14 protein-coding genes and 1 pseudogene are annotated in these 22,579 nt (G+C 73.0%); 8 read left to right on the top strand and 7 right to left on the bottom strand.

The annotated features are described in order from the left end of the window. Positions 1–77: 77 nt before the first annotated feature. The 5 genes from ABZY11_RS07960 to ABZY11_RS07940 all read left to right on the top strand — a co-directional run bounded on the left by ABZY11_RS07960 (position 78) and on the right by ABZY11_RS07940 (position 8,855). A complete protein-coding gene (locus ABZY11_RS07960; RefSeq protein WP_356478302.1) occupies positions 78–1,145 on the top strand; it encodes a LacI family DNA-binding transcriptional regulator in 1,068 nt (355 codons plus the stop codon). 225 nt (positions 1,146–1,370) lie between these two features. After that, a complete protein-coding gene (locus tag ABZY11_RS07955; protein ID WP_356478301.1) occupies positions 1,371–4,409 on the top strand; it encodes a type 2 lanthipeptide synthetase LanM family protein in 3,039 nt (1,012 codons plus the stop codon). A 293-nt stretch (positions 4,410–4,702) separates the two neighbouring features. Next, positions 4,703–4,891 carry a hypothetical protein gene (locus tag ABZY11_RS07950; protein ID WP_356478300.1) on the top strand — a complete coding sequence of 63 codons (189 nt, stop codon included), beginning with the start codon at positions 4,703–4,705 and terminating at the stop codon, positions 4,889–4,891. A 70-nt stretch (positions 4,892–4,961) separates the two neighbouring features. Further along, the gene (locus tag ABZY11_RS07945; protein ID WP_356478299.1) at positions 4,962–7,880 is read left to right on the top strand and encodes an AAA family ATPase; all 2,919 of its coding nucleotides are present in this window, start codon (positions 4,962–4,964) and stop codon (positions 7,878–7,880) included. A 186-nt stretch (positions 7,881–8,066) separates the two neighbouring features. Then, positions 8,067–8,855: a sugar phosphate isomerase/epimerase family protein gene (locus ABZY11_RS07940; RefSeq protein ID WP_356478298.1), complete on the top strand. Its 789-nt coding sequence runs from the start codon at positions 8,067–8,069 to the stop codon at positions 8,853–8,855. Positions 8,856–8,885: 30 nt separating this feature from the next. Here the strand turns inward: ABZY11_RS07940 and ABZY11_RS07935 are convergent, their stop codons facing one another. Continuing rightward, on the bottom strand, positions 8,886–9,803 hold the full coding sequence (locus ABZY11_RS07935; protein WP_356478297.1) for an EamA family transporter: 918 nt from the start codon (positions 9,801–9,803) through the stop codon (positions 8,886–8,888). Between the two features lie 114 nt (positions 9,804–9,917). On the opposite strand from ABZY11_RS07935, the gene ABZY11_RS07930 reads away from it, so the two are divergent. Both ABZY11_RS07930 and ABZY11_RS07925 read left to right on the top strand, forming a co-directional pair. Continuing rightward, positions 9,918–10,832, top strand: coding sequence for a LysR substrate-binding domain-containing protein (locus ABZY11_RS07930; RefSeq protein ID WP_356478343.1), 915 nt, complete (start codon positions 9,918–9,920; stop codon positions 10,830–10,832). A 215-nt stretch (positions 10,833–11,047) separates the two neighbouring features. Beyond that, entirely contained in the window at positions 11,048–12,913 is a 1,866-nt protein-coding gene (locus ABZY11_RS07925; RefSeq protein WP_356478296.1) for a glycoside hydrolase family 3 protein, read from the top strand. A gap of 57 nt (positions 12,914–12,970) precedes the next feature. Here ABZY11_RS07925 and ABZY11_RS07920 read toward each other — a convergent pair whose 3' ends face one another. From ABZY11_RS07920 to speB, 6 genes and pseudogenes are all read right to left on the bottom strand, one after another. Further along, complete coding sequence (locus ABZY11_RS07920; protein WP_356478295.1) at positions 12,971–14,440, bottom strand: S28 family serine protease; 1,470 nt, start codon at positions 14,438–14,440, stop codon at positions 12,971–12,973. A gap of 100 nt (positions 14,441–14,540) precedes the next feature. Beyond that, entirely contained in the window at positions 14,541–14,912 is a 372-nt protein-coding gene (locus tag ABZY11_RS07915; protein ID WP_356478294.1) for a hypothetical protein, read from the bottom strand. 238 nt (positions 14,913–15,150) lie between these two features. Beyond that, positions 15,151–18,906 (bottom strand): ABC transporter ATP-binding protein, encoded by a 3,756-nt coding sequence (locus tag ABZY11_RS07910; RefSeq protein ID WP_356478293.1) that lies wholly within the window; start codon positions 18,904–18,906, stop codon positions 15,151–15,153. A 152-nt stretch (positions 18,907–19,058) separates the two neighbouring features. After that, positions 19,059–20,021 (bottom strand): serine hydrolase, encoded by a 963-nt coding sequence (locus ABZY11_RS07905; protein WP_356478292.1) that lies wholly within the window; start codon positions 20,019–20,021, stop codon positions 19,059–19,061. Between the two features lie 329 nt (positions 20,022–20,350). Further along, a pseudogene (locus tag ABZY11_RS07900) lies at positions 20,351–20,589 on the bottom strand (thiamine pyrophosphate-binding protein); the annotation flags it as partial. Then, positions 20,586–21,554 carry an agmatinase gene (gene speB, locus ABZY11_RS07895; protein WP_356478291.1) on the bottom strand — a complete coding sequence of 323 codons (969 nt, stop codon included), beginning with the start codon at positions 21,552–21,554 and terminating at the stop codon, positions 20,586–20,588. The gene speB and the pseudogene ABZY11_RS07900, both read right to left, overlap by 4 nt. 187 nt (positions 21,555–21,741) lie before the next feature. Here speB and ABZY11_RS07890 point away from each other — a divergent pair. After that, a partial coding sequence (locus ABZY11_RS07890; RefSeq protein WP_356478290.1) for a PucR family transcriptional regulator ligand-binding domain-containing protein occupies positions 21,742–22,579 on the top strand: 838 nt, incomplete at its 3' end.

Here is a 22,579-nt window from a genome sequence, read left to right as displayed (position 1 = left end):
TTCTATCCGGGATGACGCTAGCCTGCCGACAGCGGCCCGGACAAGAGGGCCCGGCCCAAAACCCTCGGAGGAAAGCGATGACAGTCACCCTGGCGGATGTGGCGGCTCGCGCCCGGGTGTCGCCGGCCACCGTCTCCCGCGTACTGAACGGCAACTACCCGGTGGCCGCGTCCACCCGCGAACGGGTCCTGCGTGCGGTGGACGAGCTGGACTACGTACTCAACGGGCCGGCGAGTTCGCTCGCGGCGGCCACGTCCGACCTGGTCGGCATCCTGGTCAACGACATCGCGGACCCGTTCTTCGGGATCATGGCGGGGGCGGCACAGACCGAGATCGGCGGGCCCGGGGACGGCTCCGGCCGGGCGGGCGGCGAGAAGCTCGCGGTCGTCTGCAACACCGGCGGCTCCCCCGAGCGCGAACTCACCTACCTCACGCTGCTCCAGCGCCAGCGCGCCGCGGCCGTCGTGCTGACCGGCGGCGCCGTGGAGGACCCGGCGCACCAGGCCGCGGTCTCCGCCAAGCTGGCCAGGCTCGCGGACGCGGGCACCCGGGTGGTGCTGTGCGGGCGGCCCCCGCTGCCGGACGGCGAGGCGGTCGTGGCCGCGCTCGCCTTCGACAACCGGGGCGGCGGGCGCCGCCTCACCGAGCATCTGCTCTCGCTCGGCCACCGGCGGATCGGCTATGTCGCGGGCCCGCTGGAGCGGACGACGACCCGCCACCGGCTGGAGGGCCACCGCGACGCGATGCGGGCGGCGGGGCTCGTCGGCGACGAGGAGCGCCTCACCGTCCACGGCCCCTACGACCGCCGCTCCGGCTACGACGCCACGCTCGAACTCCTGCGCCGGGAACCGCAGGTGACTGCGGTCGTCGCCGCCAACGACACGGTGGCGCTGGGCGCGAGCGCGGCGATCCGGGACCGCGGGCTGCTCATCCCCGAGGACATCTCGGTGGCGGGCTTCGACGACCTGCCGTTCTCGGTGGACGCGGTCCCGGCGCTGACGACCGTACGGCTGCCGCTCTTCGAGGCGGGCGCGCGGGCGGGCCGCCTCGCGATGGGCAAGGAGGCGCCGCCGCCCGGGGGCATCGCGACGATCGCGGCGGAGCTGATGGTGCGGGGGTCCACGGCGCCGCCGCGGGAGCAGTAGGCCCGGGTGGGCCCGGTGCGGCGCTCCGCTCGCGGGTACGTCCGGGCGTGACCGCTTCGGGCCCGGCTCCGGCCTCCGACCGGGCGCGTGCCCGGGGCCCGTTCCGGTTCCTGTTCGGGTCACGGGCAGAAAGATGGGGGCGTTGCCCCCATGTCCTTGGCAGGCGTCGCCGGAAGTATGGGGCGTGGCGGACCGGTGGTGCCGGCGCCGGACCGAGGAGGTGCGATGGCGGAGATTCATGCGGGCGGCGGCGAACGGCTGGGCGTCTCTTCCGCGTCACGTCCGGCCGCGGCAGCGGGTTCGGCCGCCGATGCGGTCGGCCTGCTGGAAGCCGAACGGTCGGCGGCGGACGGGGCCTCCTGGGCCGACGGTTCGTGGTGGCGGCCGGCGCTGACCGGTGAAACGCCGCCCGAACGCGCTCCGGACTGGGCGGTGTTCGTCCAGGACACGATTTCCGCCGCGCCCGAGCAGGCGGTGATCGACGACCGGGAGGAGCTGCCGGGGCTGCGTGGATTCGAATGCCTCCTCGCCCCGTTCACCGCCTGCGCGGCGCGGCGGATGCAGGACGGTCTGCCGCGGCGGCTGAGCCGGTTCGTCGATCTGGACGCCGTGCGCGACGACTTCGAGCGCCACCTGTCCCGGCGGCTCGCGCGGCTCGCCGCCCGGACCCTGGTCCTGGAGCTGCACATGGCGCGGCGGGACGGGCGGCTGGCCGGGGACGGTCCCGAGGACCGGTTCACCGACTTCCTGCGGCTGACCGGCGCCCGGTCCGGACTGGCCGCGCTCTGCACCACGTACCCCGTACTGGCCCGGATCCTGGCGCGTGCCGCGCTCGACGCCGCCGCCGCGCTGGCCGAGATGCTGGTCCGGTTCGCCGCGGACCGGCCGGTGCTGCCGGGCGTCCACGGGGCTCGGGGTGAAGGGGCCGGGGACGGCCGGCTGGTGGGGGTCGAGCCCGGTGCCGGGGACGGCCACCGGGGCGGCCGGACCGTGATGCTGCTCCGGTTCGGGGACGGTGCCCGGCTGGTCTACAAGCCGCGTCCGCTCGCCGCGCACCGGCACTTCAACGAACTGGTCCAGTGGTTCAACGCGCTGCCCGGCACTCCCGGGCTCCGTACGCTCGACCTGCTGGACCGGGGCCCGTACGGCTGGGTGGAGTTCGTCGCGGAACAGCCCTGCCGCGCGGCCCGTCAGGTCGAGACCTTCTACCGGCGCCAGGGCGCGCTGCTGGCCCTGCTGCACGCGCTGGACGGCACCGACCTGCACCACGAGAACCTGATCGCGGACGGGGAGTACCCGGTACTCGTCGATGTCGAGACGCTGTTCCACCCGCCGCTGCCCACCGCGGGTTCGGACGATCCGGCGGCCCGCGCCCTGCACGACTCGGTGCACCGGGTGGGACTGCTGCCGCAGCTGCTCGTCGGGGACGAGACGGCACTCGACCTGTCCGGGATCGGCGGTGGGCAGGCGGCCGATTCCCCGGTGCGCAGTGTCGGCTGGGCCGACGCGGGGACCGACCGGATGCGGCTGGTGCGCCGGACGGCCCGGTTCGGCGGGTCGGCGAACCGGCCCCGGCTGACCGGAACGCCCGCCGACCCGTCCGCCTTCACCCGCGCGCTGTGCGCCGGATTCCGCGCCGGATACACCGCGATCAAGGAGGCCCGCGCCGAACTCCTGCGCACCGGCGGACTGCTGGACCGGTTCGCGCACGACGAGGTGCGGGTGGTGGTGCGGCCCACTTGGATCTACACGTCGCTCCTGGACGAGTCCACGCACCCGGACCTGATGAAGGACGCCGCCGAACGGCACGAGGTGCTCGCGCTGCTGGGCACCGACACCCTGGGATCCGCCGCGCTGCCCGGCCTCCTGGACGAGGAGATCGCCCAGCTCTGGTCGGGCGACGTGCCCCTGTTCAGCGCCCTGCCCGAACGCACCGACCTGTGGAGCGGGACCGGCCGGCTGCTGCCCGGCGCGCTCACCCGGACGGGGCTGTCCCTGGTCCGGGCGAAGCTGGCGGCCATGGACGCGGTGGACCGCAAGGACCAGGAACGCATCATCCGCGCCGCGATGGTGACCACCTCGCGCGAGCCCGCCCACGAGCCCCGCCCCGGCCCGCGCCGGGTCCGTACGGCCGCGACCGCGCCGGAGCCGGAGCAACTGCTCGCGGCGGCCCGGTCGGTCGGCGACCAGCTGGTGTCCCAGGCCTACTCCGGGCCCACCCGGCTGAACTGGATCGGCCTGGAGCTGCTCGACGAGCGCTACTGGCGGCTGGGACCGATGGCCGCCGACCTTGCGGGCGGCTACACCGGTACGGCGTGCTTCCTCGCCCAGCTCGCCGCGCTCACCGGGGCGAACCGGTACGCCACGGCTGCCCGGGACGCGCTGGCGCCCCTCGCCGGGCTGCTGGACGTGCTGCACTCGCGCCCGGACGATCTGGGCCCGGTGGGCTCGGGTGCGTTCGCCGGGCTCGGCGGGATCGCGTACGCGCTGGCCCAGGTCGCGGACACGCTGGACGACCCGCGCCTCGGTGAACTGGTGCTGCCCGCACTGCGGTTGACCGGTGCGGCGGCCGCCGCCGAGAGTGAGTACGGGGTGCGCGGGGGTACGGCCGGCGGGCTGGTCGGTCTGCTCGCCGGGTACCGGGCCACCGGACGGGCCGACGTGTGGCGTGCGGCGGAACACTGCGCCGGGCTGCTGCGTGAGGCGGCACTGCCGGGCACCCCGGGATTCGCCGACGGGTCCGCCGGGATCGGCTGGGCGCTGCTGCGCTTCGCCGAGGCGGGCGGCGGCGAGCCGTACCGTGCCTCGGGGCTCGCCGCGCTGCGGGCCGCGACCGGTGCCGTGGACCGCGACATCTCCTGGTGCCGGGGCCGGACGGGCGTGGCGCTGGCCGTGCTGGACAGCCCGGCGGCGCAGGCCGACCCGCTGCTGTCCGCCTGGGCGCGCGAGGCGGCGGCGGACATCGCACGGGCCGAACCGCCGCCGGACGACAGCCTGTGCCACGGCGAACTCGGCGTCCTCGAACTGCTGCGCCGCGGCGAACCGTCGAGCGCCCGCACCCGCTGGGTGGAGCGGGCCGGGGCGTTGCTCGCGGCGGCCGACCGGGCGAAGCCGCGCTGCGGAACACCCGGCCAGGTCCCGCATCCGGGGCTGCTGACCGGGCTCGCGGGGATCGGGCACGGGCTGCTGCGGGCCGGATTCCCCGCCCGGGTGCCGTCGGTACTGCTGCTCGCCGGACCCACCGTGCCGACCGCGCCCGGCTGAACGGTCACGGGACGCAAACAGGGCGGGAGCGGGAACGAGGGCGAAAGCGGGAACCGGCGCCCACACGCCGCTCATGTATCACCGTCCGCCCCTGCGCCTCGCACGTAGCACCCGCACCTCGCCCCGTGCCCCGCACCACTGACGTACACCCGCACCTCACCCCGTACCACCGCGTCGTACACGTCTCGTCGCACCGCTCACGTACCACCAGTACCTCACCCCGTACCACCGCGTCGTACACGTCTCGTCGCACCGCTCACGCAACGACAACCTCCCACGAGAAGAGGCAGACCATGCAGATCACCGAAGCTTCCGCCTTCCGCGCCAACGAGTTCGACGACGTCACCGACGAGCACCCCGTCGGCAGGATCGCCCTGGGTGCGGGCGGCAGACTCGGTCTGCGCAGCAGAATCCTCGGCGCCACGGACAGCAACACCGACCTCACCTCGGACCTGCCGTGGACCACCATGACCTGGGTCTGAGTCAATTCCGTTTCGGATCAGGCGATTTGTCGCACTGACCGGTGGGTAGTGGCTCAAGTAGCCTGCGTCCATGCGTGCCACTTCGTCGGTGATTGTCGGGCGTGTCGCTGAGACCGGCCTGCTGAGAAACGCCCTGGACACCGCGTCGCGGCGTTCGGGGCGTGCGGTCTTCTTCGTCGGGGACGCGGGCATCGGCAAATCCCGGCTGGCCGGTGAGTGCGCCTACCGGGCGTACGAGCGGGGCATGCCGGTGCTGCGCGGCAGGGCCACGTCGACCGGGCTCGTGGTGCCGTTCCGCCCGCTGATCGAGGCGCTGTCCTCGCGGTTCCGGGCGGCCGGGACGCCCACCGACCCGGAGCTGGACCCGTACCGTCCGGCGCTGGCCCGGCTGGTGCCGGAGTGGCGCCAGGGTCCCTCCCCCGGCTATCCGGAGACGGTGGTCGAACTGGCCGAGGCGTTACTGCGGCTGCTGTCGGTGCTCGGCCAGGAGCACGGCTGCGTGATCCTGCTGGAGGACCTGCACGACTCCGACACCGAGACGATCGCGGTGGTGGAGTACGTCATCGACAACGTGGCGGACCTGCCGGTGCTGCTGCTGGGGACGTTGCGTCCGGAGCCCGGTGCCGCACTCGACCTGGTGCGCTCGGCGGAACAGCGGCAGGTCGCCACCGTGCGCGAGCTGGCACCGCTCGGTGACGCGGACGTGCGGGAGATGACCGCCTCGTGTCTGGAGGCCCGCCCGGACGAGGTGCCGCAGGCCACCCACGAACGGCTGGTCGGCCGGGCGGGCGGCAATCCGTACCTGGTCGAGGTGCTGCTCGCCGATCTGCTCGACTCCGGCCAGCTGCGCCGGGCCGGCGACCGGTGGGAGGAGCACGCCAACCCCGACGCGTCGGTGCCGACCGGAGTGGTGCGCAGTTGGTCACGGCGGCTGGACCGGTTCGACGAACCGGTGCGCGAGCTGCTGCTGTGCGCGGCCACGCTGGGCAGCCGGTTCTCGGTCACCGTGCTCCAGACCGTCACCGGGTTCGACGACCGTACGCTCTTCAGCCATCTGCGCTCCGCCGTGGAGGCGAACATCATCGCCCCCGACGGGGCGGACCCCGACCGCTACACCTTCCGGCACGCGCTGACCGCCGAGGCCCTGGTGGCCTCGCTGGCACCGGCGGAGCGGGCCGCGACGGCCCGTCGCGCGGCTCTGTCCCTGGCCGCGGCGGAGCACGAACTCGGCGACGAACAACGCCAGTTGATGGCCACACTGCAACTGGCCGGGGGCGACCGGCACGGCGCCGCCCGCCAGTTCGCCGGCGTCGGCCGCCGGATGCTGGCCGCGGGCGCGTCCGGTTCCGCCGTCACCCTGCTGGAACGTGCCCGCTCGCTCGCCCACGAGAGCGATCTGCGGGGCATCACCGAGTCGCTCGCCGTCTCCCATGCCGAGGCCGGTGAGCTCGACACGGCCCTGGCACTGACCGCGGAGCTTCCCCCGGTGCCGCCGCGCTCCGACGCCGCCGAGCAGTGCGGCGAGACCCACATCCGGATCGCCTGGGCGGCCGTGATGGCGGAGCGTGTGGACGAGGCGGCCGGGCAGATCCGGACCGCGCGGAGCATGCTCGGTACGGCCATCCGCCCCGAGCTGGAGGCGGCACTCGACGTGGTGGACGGTCATCTGGCCCTGCTGCCCGGTCATGCGGGCCACGGGCAGCAGAAGTGCGCGCAGGACGCCGCGCGCCGGGCCGCCGCCGTCGCGGAGGAGCGGCAGCTTCCCGTGGTCGCCTGCCAGGCCTGGCAGTTACTGGCGCTGCTCTCCCGGGAGCGCGGCTTCGACGAGGCCGACGCGTGCCTGGAGCGGATGCTCGCGGTCTCCGAGCAGCACGCCCTGCCGGTGTGGCGGGTGGAGGCGCTGGTCCGGCTCGGCGCCAACACGTTCATGCGCACAGGTGACCCGGCCCGGCTGGAGACGGCCCGGACCGCCGCCCAGTCGCTGGGCGCGCTGGTGCCGACGCAGACCGTGGACGGGCTGCTCGCCATGAACGCGGTGATGCGGGGCGAGTGGGACGGGGCGCACGAGATCGTCGAGCGGTCGGTGGCCGCCAGCGCCCGGGTCCGCAATCTGGGGGCGCACCGCTATCTGCTGCTGGCCTCGGCGACGCTCGCCGCGCACCGGGGCCGAAGACGGGACCTGGACCGGGCCATGGCCCGGTTCCGCCGGGCGGGCGGCGAGGAGTCCTTGCTCGTCCCGCTGCAACTGGGGCTCTGCCGTGCCTTCGCGGCGCTGCTGGAGGAGGACCGCGAGGGCGCGCTGGCCGACCTGGACGCCTCGCTGGCCTGGGAGCGCGAGCACCCCAGTTTCTTCTATCTGAGCGGGCGTTACGGTCTGCGTCCGCTGTTGCGGATACTCGACGGCCGAGGCGGCCGGGCGGAGCTCGACGCGACACTGGAGAGCCCCGGCGCGGACCTGGCCTGGAACCAGCTGTTCCTGCGACTGGCCGATGGCGTCCTGCACGGCCGTGCGGGCGATACGGACCGGGCCGTCCGGTCGGTCGGGGCGGCCGTCACCAACGCCGCCGCCTTTCCGCTCGCCCGCCATCTGGGACTGCGGCTGGTCGCCGGCGCGGCGCTCGCCGAGGGGTGGGGCGAGCCGGTGAACTGGCTGCGGGCCTCGGAGGAGTACTTCTACGGGGCGGGCATCCAGCCGGTCGCCGCCGCGTGCCGGGCGGCGCTGCGGCAGGCGGGGGCCAGCGTCGGGCAGCACCGGGGCGGCTGGGACCGCATCCCGGCCCCGCTGCGGACGAGCGGGGTGACGCCGCGCGAGTACGAGGTCTTCGTGCTGCTGGCGGAGCGGCCGGGCAACCAGCAGATCGCCCGGCGGCTGTCGATATCGCCGCGCACGGTGGAGAAGCACATGGCGAGTCTGCTGAACAAGACGGGGCGCGCGGACCGCGCGGCACTCTGCGAGTTCTCCGCCCAGTGCGCGGCCGAACGCGACTGAAAGGGGGCCGGGGTGCAACGGCGTACGCCCCGGCCGGCGCCGGTGCGCCGGAGCAGGGCGGGCGGCCGGGGCCCCGGCAGCGGGCGGACGCGCCGAGGCTGCTGGATAGTCTGGAGCAGCTGCTCCGGGAGCCCTGCCGAGGCCGGGCCGGAAGGGCGGCCGGACGACGACGGAAGGACCACACACGTGCAGCTCGCTTTCTCGACCCTCGGAGTCCCGGGGATGCCGGTCACCGATGTCGTCCGGCTCGCCGCCGGGCACGGCTATCAGGGGGTGGAGCTGCGCGCCCACCCCGAGGAGCCGGTGCACCCGGGTGTCTCCGCGGCCGAACGGGCCGCTGTCGTCGAGGAGTTCAAGCAGGGCGGCGTCGAGATCCTGACCGTCGCCGGGTATGTCCGGGCCGCCGCCGAGGGCGACGACGCGCCGGTGCTGGAGGAGCTCGCCGGGCTGGTGGACCTGGCGCACGACCTGGGTGCGCGAAACGTCCGTGTCTTCCCGGGCGGCGGTGGCCAGGACCCCGCCGTGGCCGACGCGACCGCTGCCCGGCGGCTGGCCGCCGCCGCTCCGCACGCCGCGGACAGGGGCGTACGCATCCTGCTGGAGACCCATGACTCGCACCGGGCCGGCGTCGATGTGGCCCGGGTCGTCGGAGCGGTCGGGCACGGACAGGTCGGTGCGCTGTGGGACATCATGCACACCTGGCTGGCGGGCGAGGAGCCGGCCGCGAGCCATGCGGTGCTGGCCCCGCACCTGGGATACGTACAGGTGAAGGACATCGCGTCGGCCGAGGACACCGAGCCGTTGGCGCTGGGGGCCGGGGTGCTGCCGCTGGGGGCCTGTCTGGACACGCTGGCCCCGGACAGCTGGGTCTGCTGGGAGTACGAGAAGCGCTGGCACCCGGGCGCGGCGGAGCTGCCGGGGCTGCTGGCCGCCGGACGGGAACACCTGCTGCGGCTGGGCGCGGCTGAGCGGTAGGGCCCGTCCGGCGGACCGGGCGCGGCTCGCTCAGGCGGCCCGCGCCACCTCCGGCTCCGGTGCCGGGGATTCCGGTGCCGGGGTGCGCGACCGCCGCGCCCCCGCCAGCGAGGTGAGGGCCACCCCGCCGACCAGCAGCGCCGCCGCGCACCACCGCAGCGGGCTCACCGACTCGTCCAGCAGCAGCGCGGCCGAGGACATCCCGAAGACCGGGACGAGCAGGGTGAACGGAGCCACCGAGGAGGCCGGGTGGTGGCGCAGCAGGAAGCCCCAGGCGCCGAAGCCGAAGACGGTGGTGATCCAGGCGACGTAGACGATGATCCCGGCGCCGCTCCAGTCGAGCCCGGCCAGCGCGTCCGCGTCGCGGTCCCAGCCCTCGAAGAGGAGGGAGAGGCCGAGCAGCGGGAGCACGGGCACGGTCGAGACCCAGACCATGAAGTTGAGCGAGTCGGGCGGGGCGGCCTTGCGGGTCAGCACGTTGGACACGCCCCAGCAGGCCGCCGCCGCGATCACCAGCCCGAAGGCGAGTACGGGCCCGCCCGCGCCCTCGTCGACCGCCGCGACCCCGATGCCCGCGAGCGCCACCGCCATCCCCAACAGCCTTACTCCCCCCGGGCGTTCCCCGAGCGCGACGGCGGCGAAGAGGGCCGTGAAGACCGCCTGGACCTGGAGCACGAGGGAGGAGAGGCCGGCGGGCATTCCCCGGTCCATGCCGATGAAGAGCAGGCCGAACTTCGCCACCCCGAGGACCAGCCCGACGCCCACGATCCACTTCCAGGCGACCTTGGGCCGGCCGACGAAGAAAACCGCGGGCAGCGCGGCGACCAGGAAGCGCAGGGCCGAGAAGAGCAGCGGCGGGAAGTGTCCGAGGCCGATCTCGATGACGACGAAATTGACACCCCAGACGGCTGCCACCAGGGCGGCCAGGGCGATGTGGAGGGGACGCATGCACCGAGGATCACCCGCGCCGACCATGTAGCACCAGCGCGGATTTCTTCATGGTGGAATTGAGCGTCGCTAATGAATGACCATGACCGGCTCGTCCTGTTCCGGGAGGCTCCCGTGCTCGATCTGGCCCGGCTGCGCGCCCTGCACGCCGTCTCCGTCCACGGCTCCGTCGCGGGCGCCGCCGCCGCGCTCGGCTACACCCCGTCGGCGGTCTCGCAGCAGATCACCAAGCTGGAGCGGGAGACCCGCACCACACTGCTGGAGCGCCGCGGGCGCGGGGTCGCGCTGACCGAGGAGGCGCTCCATCTGGCCGCGACGGCCCAGCAGTTGCTGGCGATCGTGGAGCGCGCCGAGACGACGCTGGAGGAGCGCAGGGGGCTACCGACCGGGCGGCTGTCGATCGGTGCGTTCGCGTCCGCGGCGCGCGGGCTGCTGCCCGGGGTGCTGGCGGAGCTGGACCGGGAGCACCCGGCCCTGGAGGTCCGGATGACCGAGGTCGATCCGCATCTCTCGGTCGACCTGGTGGCCAAGGGGGTGATCGATCTGGCGGTCGCGCACGACTGGGACATCGCCCCGCTGCCCGCCCCCGAGTGCGTGGCACAGGCGGTGATCGGTGACGACCGCTGCGATCTGCTGGTGCCCGAGCGGCATCGCCTGGCCGGACGGGACGCCGTGCGGCGCGAGGAGCTGGCGAAGGAGCGGTGGATCTGCCAGCCGCCGGGGACGGTCTGCCACGACTGGCTCGTACGGACGTTGCGGGCGGCTGGTTACGAGCCGGACATCCGGCACCAGGCGGAGGAGAACCACACCCAGCTGGCCCTGCTCGCCGCCGGCCTCGGGGTCGCGATGATCCCGCGCCTGGGACGGGGGCAACTGCCGCCGGGAGTGGTGGCGGTGCCGCTCGATCCCGTACCGGTGCGGCGGCTGTACGCGCTGTGGCGTACGGAGGCGGCCCGGCGGCCCGCGATCACGGCGGCGGTGTCCGCGCTGCGGTCGCACGGGGCCGTGGTGGGACTGAGCCAGGACTGAGGCAGGGCTGAGACAGAGTCGGGGCGGGGCCGGGCAGAGCGGGACCGGGGCGAGGCCGAGGCGGGGCCGAAGCACGACCGCGGCAGGGGCCCGGCCACGCCGCACGGGCTCAAATCTGTCCGGACCCTTGACCGGAAGTTATTTTCTGGATATCCGTGCTCCTTGGAAGTTTCTTTCACCACCCCTCGTCCCCGAGTACGGCCGAAGGAGCTCACGTGCACCACCGCCCCTCCAGACGCACCCTCCTCACCGCCACCGCCGCGACGGCAGTTGTCGCCGTCACGGGCGCGGGCATCGCCCCCGGCGCCGTCGCCGCCCAGAGGTCCGCAAGCGGCGGACCCAGCAGCGGACAGCACAATTCAGCCGCCACCACCAAGCGCCTCAAGCGGATCATCTCCGGGATGTCCCTGGAGGAGAAGGTCGGGCAGCTCTTCGTGATGCGGGTGTACGGGCACTCCGCCACCGACCCCGACCAGGCCGACATCGACGCCAACCTGGCCGAGATCGGGGTCCGCACGGCCGCCGAGATGATCGCCAGGTACCACGTCGGCGGGATCATCTACTTCGCCTGGGCGCACAACACCCGCGACCCGCACCAGATCGCCGACCTCTCCAACGGCATCCAGCGCGCCGGTCTCGCCGGCCCCACTCCCCTGCCGCTCCTCGTCTCCACCGACCAGGAGCACGGCATCGTCTGCCGGGTCGGCGAGCCCGCCACCCTGATGCCGGGCGCGATGGCGCTGGGCGCGGGCGGTTCGCGCTCCGACGCCCGCCGGGCCGGGCAGATCGCGGGCGCCGAGCTGGCCGCGATCGGCATCAACCAGAACTACGCCCCGGACGCCGACGTCAACGTCAACCCGGCCAACCCGGTGATCGGCGTACGCTCCTTCGGCTCCGACCCGCAGTCCGTGGCCGGGATGGTCGCCGCGCAGGTGAAGGGGTATCAGAGCAGCGGGATCGCCTCGACGGCCAAGCACTTCCCGGGCCACGGCGACACCAACACCGACAGCCACACCGGCCTGCCCGTCATCCGGCACACCCGGGAGCAGTGGGCGGAGCTGGACGAGCCGCCGTTCCGGGCCGCGATCGCCGCGGGCATCGACTCGATCATGACCGCGCACATCGTGGTCCCGGCCCTGGACCCGGCAGAGGACCCGGCGACGCTGTCCCGCCCGATCCTCACCGGCATCCTGCGCGAGGAGCTCGGCTACGACGGTGTCGTGGTGACCGACTCGCTCGGCATGGAGGGGGTGCGGACGAAGTACGGCGACGAGCGCGTGCCGGTCCTCGCCCTCAAGGCCGGCGTCGACCAGCTGCTCAACCCGCCGCGCCTCGACGTCTCCTGGAACGCCGTCCTGGAGGCCGTGAAGAGCGGTGAGATCAGCGAGGCCCGGATTGATGAATCGATCCTGCGCATCCTGCGGCTGAAGACGAAGCTCGGGCTGTTCGACGACCCGTTCGTCAGCCACGCGGGGGTGGACCGCACCGTGGGCACCCGGTCGCACCTCGCCGCCGCCGACCGGATCGCCGAGCGCACCACCACGCTGCTCGCCAACGACGGTGCGGTGCTGCCGCTCTCCCGCCGCTCCCACCGCAACCTGCTGGTGGTCGGCGCCGATCCCGCCTCCCCGTCCGGCACCACCGGACCGCCGACCACCACACTGGCCACCGCGTTCGGCGAACTGGGCTACGCGGCGACCTCGCTGTCCACCGGCACCGCCCCCGCCAAGGCGAAGATCGACGAGGCGGTGGCGGCCGCGCAGGGCAAGGACGCGGTGGTCGTGGCGACGTACAACGTCTCGGCGACCAGCTCGCAGCGCACCCTGGTGAGCGCCCTCGCGGCGACCGGCATCCCGGTGATCACGGTCGCGATCCGCAATCCGTACGACATCGCCCAACTGTCCGGGACCGGGTTCGCGGCGAACCTGGCCACGTACTCCTGGACCGATGTCGAACTGCGGGCCGCCGCCCGGGTGATCGCGGGCCGCGCCGAACCGCAGGGCACCCTGCCGGTCCCGGTGCAGCGCGCGGACGACCCGGCCCAGGTGCTGCACCCGGTCGGTTACGGGCTGACGTACTAGCGGAGCGCGGAGGGGCTGTGCGCGGCGCGCACAGCCCCTCCCCGGCGCCCGGAACGGCTACGGCCGCAGCCCGCGCTCGTTCAGCACGTCCCGCTTGTCGAGCCGTGCGTCGAACTTCGCGAGCGGCTTCGCCTTCGCCGGGTCGTCCCGCACGGCGGCCGGGGCGACGCCCGCCCAGCGCAGGACGGCCGCGGTGGCCTTCGCCCGGTCGTCCTCGGCGAGCCCGGCCACGCTCGCGCCGTGGTTGCCGCCGGGCACGGTCATGACATAGCTGTCGCGGGAGCCCGCACCGGGCCGGAAGCGCTCCGCGCCCCACGGGTCGTTCTCCCCGTACACGTACAGCATCCGGTCGGCGTGGCGCTTCACCCAGTTGTCGACGTCGCGCATCACCGACGGCTGGAACTTCATCGGGATGGAGCGCGGCACGAAGGTGCGCGGCGGCTGGTACCCGTACCGGCTGAGACCGCCGAGCCACGGCTGGCGGATGTCGGGCGAACCGAGCTGGGTGCCCGCCTGGTAGTAGTACGGGGTGTACCGCTCCAGGCCCTGGTCGGTGTAGGTGGAGAAGCCGGAGATCGAGTCGATGGAGTCCCAGATCGCCTGGTCGGGGGCGGACTTCGCATCGGCCGGAACGGTGTCGCAGTCGGAGAGCAGGCTGTACTGCCAGTACGCCCAGACGTAGTCCAGGACGACGGCCTCGTACGCCTTGTCGAGCGAGCCGGTGGTCTCGAAGGTGTAGCCGTTCGCGGCGGCGTACTCCTCGTACTTCTTCTCCATCGGCTCGCGGCGGACCAGCGCCTCGCGCTGGACACCGTTCAGCCTGTCGCGGCACTCCTTGGTGCCCACGTTCTCGAAGAACCGGTCGTAGGCCGAATCCTCCTTGTCGACCACGTCGTTGGGCGCGACGTACGCGACGACGCCGTCCATGTCCTCGGGGTAGTAGCGCTCGAAGTAGGTGGCCGTCATGCCCCCCTTGGAGCCGCCGGTGGCCAGCCAGTTCTTGGTGTAGATCCGCTTCAGCGCGGTGAAGACGCGGTGCTGGTCACCGGCGGCCTGCCGGATGTCGAGCTTGGACCAGTCGGCGGGTGCCGGGCGGGACGGGGTGAAGTAGCGGTACTCCAGGGAGACCTGGTTGCCGTCGACGATCCGGGTCGGTTCGGAACGGCCGGGGTTCGTGGAGACGTTGTATCCGCTGGTGAAGAAGACCGTCGGGCGGGACGTGTCCTTGTGCAGCAGGGTGATGCGCTGCTGGAAGGTGCCCTTGGACGGGTGCCGGTGGTCGATCGGCTGGGTGTAGTTGAGGACGAAGTAGCGGTAACCCGGGTAGGGCTTCTCCTCGATGAGGCTCATCCCCGGGATGGCCAGGATGCGGTCCTTGATGTCCGTGCCGGTGCCGTCGTCGGCGGCGGACCCGCTGTGGAACGCGGCCGGTTCCGCGGCGGTGGCCGCCCCGGCCGAGGCTCCCGTCACACCTGCCGTGCCGATGAGCACCGCGAGCGACAGGAACCCTCTGAACGCCTTGCGCATACACCCTCCCCAGGAATCACAGCTTTCGCCGTGAACCTAGCGGGGCAACTCCCGTGCCGCCAGACCCGGTCGGCACGGAGAAACCGCGGGTCGGGGCCGATCAGCAGAGGATCCAGCCCGTGGAGCCCGACTTGCCGGAGATCTTGGCCGAGGCCCTGACGCACCGGTTCAGTGCGTGGACCGTCACCGGGCCGGCCTGCTTGGTGTATTTGCCGCTGTCGACGACGGGTCTGCCGCCGCGCGCCTGGATCGTCACGGACATCGCGCGGCGCGGGCCCGGCTTCTTGGCGACCGCCATCGCGCAGGCGTAGGAACGGTTCTTGTAGACGCGCAGTTCGCCGGTCTTGAACGGGACCGTCTTCGCGGGGCGCCCGGCGCAGACCGTCGCGGCGTCGGCGCGGCCGACCGCGGGACCACCGAGCACCAGGCCGAGGGCGGCCACCAGCGACAGGACGACCGAACGCACCAGCAACCGGCGGGCTCCACGACTCCCGCCCCCGGACCGGCCCGCACCATCACCCTCTTCGGACAAGTCGGTCTTTCCGGACTTTCTCGTCCTTCTGAACACCAGCAACTCCATCGCCAGTCGAACACTTACGCCCTTGGGTGGCGCATGTGCATACATGCGTACGACGCAGGAGACCATCCGAAGGTTGCGTCGGACGCGCTCCGCGCCCCGGGCGACAGCGCCGCGGTGGACGGCCCGGTGCTCACACCTGCGCGGGCTCGTCCTCCCCGATGAACGTGCGCCACAGGACGGCGTAGTGCCCTTCCGCGGCCAGGAGTTCGTCGTGCGTGCCGTCCTCGACGACCCGGCCGTGGTCCATCACCACGACCCGGTCGGCGCGGGCGGCCGTGGTCAGCCGGTGGGCGACGACCAGGGTGGTGCGGCGGCCGGTGAGGCGGTCGGTGGCCTGGTTGACCAGGGCCTCGCTGGCCAGGTCGAGCGAGGCGGTCGCCTCGTCGAGCAACAGGATGTCCGGGTCGACGAGTTCGGCGCGGGCGAGCGCGATCAGCTGGCGCTGACCGGCCGAGAGGTTGCGGCCCCGCTCGGCGACCTCGTGCAGATAGCCGCCGTCCAGGGTGGCGATCATGTCGTGGGCGCCGACCGCCCGCGCCGCCGCCTCCACCTCGGCGTCGGTGGCCTCGGGCCGCCCGTAGGCGATGGCGTCCCGGACCGTGCCCGCGAAGAGGTACGCCTCCTGCGGTACGACTCCGAGCCGGTGCCGGTACGCGGTGAGGTCGAGGCGGCGCAGATCGGTGCCGTCCGCCGTGACCCGGCCGCCCGTGGGGTCGTAGAACCGGGCGACGAGCTTGACCAGGGTGGACTTCCCCGCGCCGGTCTCGCCCACGAACGCGACCGTCTGCCCGGCCGGTATCCGCAGGTCGACCCCGGCCAGCGCCTCCTCGGCTTCGTCGCCGGAGCCGTACGCGAAGGACACGTCCTCGAAGGCGATCTCGCCGCGCAGCGACAGCACGTCCAGCGGTTCGTCCGCGGTGTCGGTGGAGGTCGGCTCGCGCAGCAGCTCCTGGATGCGGCCGAGGGAGACGGTGGCCTGCTGGTAGCCGTCGAAGACCTGGGAGAGCTGCTGCACCGGGGCGAAGAACAGATCGATGTAGAGCAGGTACGCGACCAGCGCACCGGTGGTGAGCGTGCCGTTGTCGACCCGGCCCGCGCCGACGATCAGGACGGCGGCCGCCGCCACCGACGACAGCAGCTGCACGAACGGGAAGTAGACCGAGATCAGCCACTGGCCGCGGACCCTGGCCTCGCGGTAGTGGTCGCTGCGCTCCGCGAACCGGTCGGCGCCGTCGCGCTCGCGGCGGAACGCCTGCACGATCCGCAGCCCGGAGACGGACTCCTGGAGATCGGCGTTGACGACGCTGATGCGTTCGCGGGCCAGCTCGTACGCCTTGACGCTCTTGCGGCGGAAGAAGAAGGTGCCGATGACCAGCACCGGCAGCGTCGCGAAGACGACCAGGGCCAGCTGCGCGTCGAGCACCAGCAGCGCGACCATGATGCCGAAGAAGGTGACGACGGAGACGAAGGCCGTGACCAGTCCGGTCTGCAGGAACGTCGACAGCGCGTCCACATCCGTCGTCATCCGGGTCATGATGCGGCCGGTCAGCTCGCGCTCGTAGTAGTCCAGGCCGAGCCGCTGGAGCTGCGCGAAGATCTTCAGCCGCAGTGAGTACAGCACCCGTTCGCCGGTGCGGCCCGTCATCCGGGTCTCGCCGATCTGGGCGGCCCACTGCACGAGGACGACCACCAGGGCCAGCGCGGACGCCGCCCAGACCGCGCCGAGCGCGAGCTGCGAGACACCCTGGTCGATGCCGTGCCGGATCAGTACCGGCAGCAGCAGACCGGCGCCCGCGTCGACCGCGACCAGCATCAGGCTCACCAGCAGCGGCAGCCCGAAGCCGCGCAGCAGCCTGCGCAGCCCGTAGGAGTCCTCGGCGGCGACGGCCCGTGCCTCGTCGATACCGGGGGTGTCGGTGGCGGGCGGCAGCGCCTCGACCTGGGCGAGCAGCTCGGGGGTGGCGGGCATGCCGGCCGCCCCGGTGTCGCGCGGCTCCTCCTTGCGGACCCACAGGTGGGGGCTGATGCCGCGCTCGGCGTCGAACTCGGCGTCCAGTTCCTCCTGGAGCGCTCGCTCGTCCTCGGGGGTGGTGTCGGCCGCGACGGCGGTCGGCTGGTGTCCGGGCGAGGTGCCGCCCAGCTCGTCCGGGTCGGTGAGCAGCCGCCGGTAGAGCGGGGAGCGGCGCTCCAGCTCCTCGTGCGTGCCGATGTCGGCGAGCCGGCCGTGCTCCAGGACGGCGATCCGGTCGGCGAGGCCGAGGGTGGAGCGGCGGTGGGCGATCAGCAGGGTGGTCCGCCCGGCCATCACCTGGCGCAGCGCCTCGTGGATCTCGTGCTCGACCCGGGCGTCGACGGCGGAGGTGGCGTCGTCGAGGAGGAGCAGCCGGGGGTCGGTGAGGATGGCGCGGGCGAGCGCGACGCGCTGGCGCTGGCCGCCGGAGAGGGTGAGTCCGTGCTCGCCGACCTTGGTGTCGTAGCCCTCGGGCAGATCCGCGATGAACCGGTCGGCCTGGGCGGCGCGGGCCGCCTCCTCGATCTGTTCCTGGGTGGCGTCCGGGAATCCGTACGCGATGTTGGCGCGGACGGTGTCGGAGAACAGGAAGCTGTCCTCCGGTACGAGGCCGATGGCGGCGCGCAGCGACTCGTGGGTCAGTTCGCGGACGTCGTGGCCGCCGACCAGGACGGCGCCGTGCGTCACGTCGTAGAAGCGGGGCAGCAGCAGCGAGACGGTGGACTTCCCGCTGCCGGAGGCGCCGACGACGGCGACGGTCTCGCCGGGCTCGATGGTCAGCGAGAACCCGTCGAGGACGGGGCGCTCATCGTCGTAGCCGAACCGGACGTCGTCGAACTCGACGCTCGCGGGGGCGTCCGCCGGGAGGTCCTTGGTGCCGTCCTTCATGGTCGGCTCGGTGTCGATCAGTTCCAGTACGCGCTCGACGCCGGCTCTGGCCTGCTGTCCGACGGTGAGGACCATGGCGAGCATCCGGACCGGGCCGACGAGCTGGGCGAGGTAGGTGGAGAACGCGACGAAGGTGCCGAGGGTGATCTCGCCCCGGGTGGCGAGCCAGCCGCCGAGGGCCAGCATCGCGACCTGGCCGAGCGCGGGGACGGCCTGGAGGGCTGGGGTGTAGCGGGAGTTCAGCCGGATCGTCCGCAGCCGCCCGGCGAAGAGCCTGCGCCCGACCTCGCGCAGCTTGCCGGTCTCCTGCTCCTCCTGCCCGAACCCCTTGACGACCCGGACCCCGGAGACGGCTCCGTCGACGACTCCGGCGACGGCGGCGGCCTGCCCCTGGGCGTACCAGGTGGCGGGGAAGAGCCGGGCGCGGGAGCGGCGGGCGATGTACCAGAGTGCGGGGGCCACGGCGATCGCGACCAGGGTGAGCAGCGGCGAGAGCCACGCCATGATCACCAGGGAGATGATGAAGAGCAGCACGTTCCCGATGGTCATCGGGAGCATGAACAGGAGCCCCTGGATCAGTTGCAGGTCGCTGGTGGCCCGCCCGACGACCTGGCCGGTGGACAGCTCGTCCTGCCGCTTCCCGTCGAGGCGGGTGATCGTCCCGTACATCTCGGTACGGAGATCGTGCTGCACGTCGAGGGCGAGCCGGCCGCCGTAGTACCGGCGGATGTACGTGGCGACGTACACCAGCGCGGCGGCGACCATGAGGAGCCCGGTCCAGACGGCGAGGGACCGTGTGTGGCCGACCACGACGTCGTCGATGATCACCTTGGTGATCAGCGGGACGAGCGCCATCACCGCCATGCCGGCGAGCGATGAGCCGAGCGCCAGCAGCACATTGCGCCGGTAGCGCCATGCGTAGCCGCACAGCCGCCGGGCCCAGCCCGGGGCCTGTGTCGCGCTCTGTACGTCCCCTGCGTCCGTCACCGGTGCCTCCCGTCAGACCTGGTCTACCGGAAGGCACCAACGCGGTGGGCAGCGGATTTCATCCCGCCGTTACAAAAGACGGGCCGCTGGTCGTAGGCCGGTGCGACGTCCTGCCTACGACCTGCGTACGGCCGGGCTCCTCGGGCGGTCGGCTACGACCGCGGCGTCGCGGTGAGCATCCGTACGGCCGGCGCCTCCGGCACCGCGGGCACCGCTTCCTGCGGGGCGGCGGGCGGGGCCACGGTCGTCGCGGTGGCGGCGGCCGTGTTGAGGTCCTTGTGCACGGCGCGGGCGACGGCCTGGATGGTGTTGATGCCGTCGTTCATCGTCTTGTTGTCCTGGGTGAGCACGGTGATCGCGTAGTCGTGGCCCTTGCCCGTGAAGGCGCCGATGCTGTGCACCCGCCAGCCGTGGGTGGCGCGCGGCAGCCAGCCGTTCTTGACCTGCACGGTCACCCCGGACGGGGCTCCGGCGGGGGTGCCCCAGCGCTGCGAGGAGACGACCTTGCGCATCAGGCCCAGCTCGTAGGCGCGCGAGTTGTCGCTCAGCACGGAGTTCTTGGCGGTGAGCAGGTTCAGCAGCCGCAGCTCGTCCTGGGCGGTGATCTGGGTCAGCCCCCAGTAGCCACCGGAGCCGGGCACGGTGTGTGTCATCCCGGCGGCCTTGAGGAACGCCTTGACCTTGGTCACCCCGAGCTGCTTCCACAGGCTGGTGGTCGCGTTGTTGTCGGACTTGGTGATCATGGCGGTGGCGAGGTTGATCTCGCGCTGGGTGAGATAGCGGTTGTGCTTCTTGTTGTCCCAGAGCAGCGTCGCCAGCACGGTCGCCTTCACGACACTGGCGGAGTCGTACTCGGTGGTCGCCCGCAGGGTGCAGTTGGTGTTGGTCCTGCGGTCGTGGAGCGCCACGGCCGTCGTCGATTTCCGGCCCTTGAGCGCGGCGGTGATGTCCTTCGACAGCTTCGCGGCGAGCCCGGCCTTGGCGGATGTGCAGCTCACCGTCGGCGTCGCCGCCGCGGCGGGTGCGGCGCCGAGCGCCACGGGTGCGAGCACGCCCGCGGCGAGCGCGACGGACAGCGCGCCGCGCGCACGGCGCGATATGTGGGATCCAGACATGAGGCTTTCCCCGTCCCCTGAGTCATCTGTACGGGCGCGCCCCCTGCACGCCCGAAAGGAATGACTCCCTGGCGTACGAAAAGTTGCACGAGGCACGGGTCATGTGACGGGGTCGTGACGCCCGGGGCTCTGCCGACGCTCCGCCCCGGCGCCGGGGCGGACCCCGGAGCGCGTGCCGTGCGTGCGGTTCAGCCGTGGGCGAGGCCGCCCGCGCCCCGGGCGGAGGGCATCGTGTTCGGGTGGCGGGCGTCTGAGGCGGACCAGGCCCAGTGGGCGAGGATCGTCATGTCCCAGAAGCTGGGGGCGATGTCGGGCAGCGCCTCGCGGACCGAGGCGAAGCCGGCGTTGTTCTCGACGCGCAGCCCGAAGTGGGTCAGCGAGGAGCGGCGCAGCGCGTCGAACATGCCGAGGCGTGCTGGCCGGGCAGGCCGAAGACGGTGGTCGCGCCGAGGCCCTGGAGGGTCTCGACGACGAGGTCACCGCCGTTGCGCCCGGCCGGCGGGTGCAGAGCGGCCGCGATCCGCTCGGGGGTGAGCCGCGGCCGCTCGTCATGGTGGCCGTGGCTCACTTCGTGCGGGCCTCTGCGATCTGGCGGGACATGATCGTCGTCAGCTCGTACGCCGTGTGGGAGGCGGCGACGGAGGTGATCTCGGCGTGGTCGTACGCGGGGGCGACCTCGACCAGGTCGGCGGAGACCAGGTTGCAGGAGGACAGCCCGCGGACGATTTCGAGCAGCTCGCGGGAGGTCAGACCGCCGGCCTCGGGGGTGCCGGTGCCGGGGGCGTGCGCCGGGTCCAGCACGTCGATGTCGATGGAGATGTACAGCGGCCGGTCGCCGATGCGCTGGCGCAGCTGGTCGGCGACCTCGTCGACGCCGCGCCGCATGACGTCGGCGGAGGTGACGATGCCGAAGCCCATCTTCGCGTCGTCGTCCAGGTCCTGCTTGCCGTAGAGCGGACCGCGGGTGCCGACGTGGGAGAGGGCGGAGGTGTCGAGGATGCCCTCCTCGACGGCGCGGCGGAACGGGGTGCCGTGGGTGTACTCGGCGCCGAAGTAGGTGTCCCAGGTGTCGAGGTGCGCGTCGAAGTGGAGCAGCGCGACCGGGCCGTGCTTCTTGGCCACGGAGCGCAGCAGGGGCAGCGCGATGGTGTGGTCGCCGCCGAGCGTCATCAGTCGGGCGCCGGTGGAGAGCAGATCGTCGGCCGCGGCCTCGATCGTCTCGACGGCCTCGTTGATGTCGAACGGGTTCGCGGCGATGTCACCGGCGTCGGCGACCTGCGCGAGGGCGAACGGCGAGGCGTCCTGCGCGGGGTTGTACGGGCGCAGCAGCCGCGAGGCCTCACGGATCGCGTTGCCGCCGAAGCGGGCGCCGGGACGGTAGGAGACACCGGTGTCGAAGGGCACGCCGACGACGGCGACATCGGCGGCGTGGACCTCGTCGAGGCGGGGCAGCCGGGCGAAGGTCGCGGGTCCGGCGTACCGCGGGACGCGGGAGGAGTCGACGGGGCCACGCGGCGTTTCGTTGCTGCTCATGATGGGTGCCTTCCTTGCTGCGATGCGGGGAGCCGCTTCTTGTTGCGATGCGGGGTGACGCTGAGGCGGTGCGCGCTTTGTGTCACATGCGCGCACGTCGTACACGGTGAAGACGGTAGGTGGCCCGCAGACGGCACTGAAGTGTACGTTTCATCCATAATTGAAGTCTCTGATGGATGGACCGTCCATGCCGGAAGCCCCGGTCGTGCCTGCCCCGCCGCCCACTCCCCCGATCCCACTCACCGAGCTGCTCGCCCACGAGGAGCTGGGACTGCACCGGATCGCGGGTCCTGCCGAGGCGGATCTGCTGTGGGTGCACACCTCGGAGATGGCCGACCCGTACCCGTATCTGCTCGGCGGTGAGCTGCTGCTGAGCGCCGGGGTGCAGCTGAAGGACCCGGACGCGTTCGTGGCCCGGCTGGTGGAGGCGGGAGCGGCGGCGCTCGGTTTCGGGGTGACGCCGGTGTTCGACACGGTGCCGCAGGCGCTGATCGAGGCGTGCGACCGGCACGGGCTGCCGCTGCTGGAGGTGCCGCCCGAGACTCCGTTCACCGCGATCGCCCGTGCGGTGTGGCGGCTGATGGCGGAGGCCCGGCACCGTGAGCTGCGCCGGGTGACGCGCGCCCAGCAGGCCCTGGCCGCGGCGGCGGCCCGGGCGGACCCGGTCCCGGCGGTGCTGCACCAGCTGGCGGCTCAGCTGGAGGGCCGGGCGGCGCTGATCGCCGCGGACGGCGAGGAGCTGCACGCCTCGGGCCGCCGCCCCGCCCCCGATGTCGGGGCGGCGCTGGCCAGGCTGACCCGGGTGGTCGCGGCCGGGGCACGCCCCGCCCCGACGTCCGCCACCGACACGCTGCGGGACGCCCATCTGTCCGCGTACGCGCTGGGCGGCGGGCAGGGGCTCGTCCTGGCGCTGGCGACGGACCGGCGCGAGGCGGGCGACCACACCATCGCCGGGGTCGCGGTCGTTCTGCTCTCCCTGCTGGCCGCCCCGCACCAGGGCGCGGACGCCGCGGGCCGGTCGGCCG

This window comes from Streptomyces sp. NPDC006510 (assembly GCF_040611955.1).
GTDB lineage: Bacteria > Actinomycetota > Actinomycetes > Streptomycetales > Streptomycetaceae > Streptomyces.
Note: the sequence above shows the minus strand (reverse complement) of the source record. Positions and strands in the feature narration are given on the sequence as shown.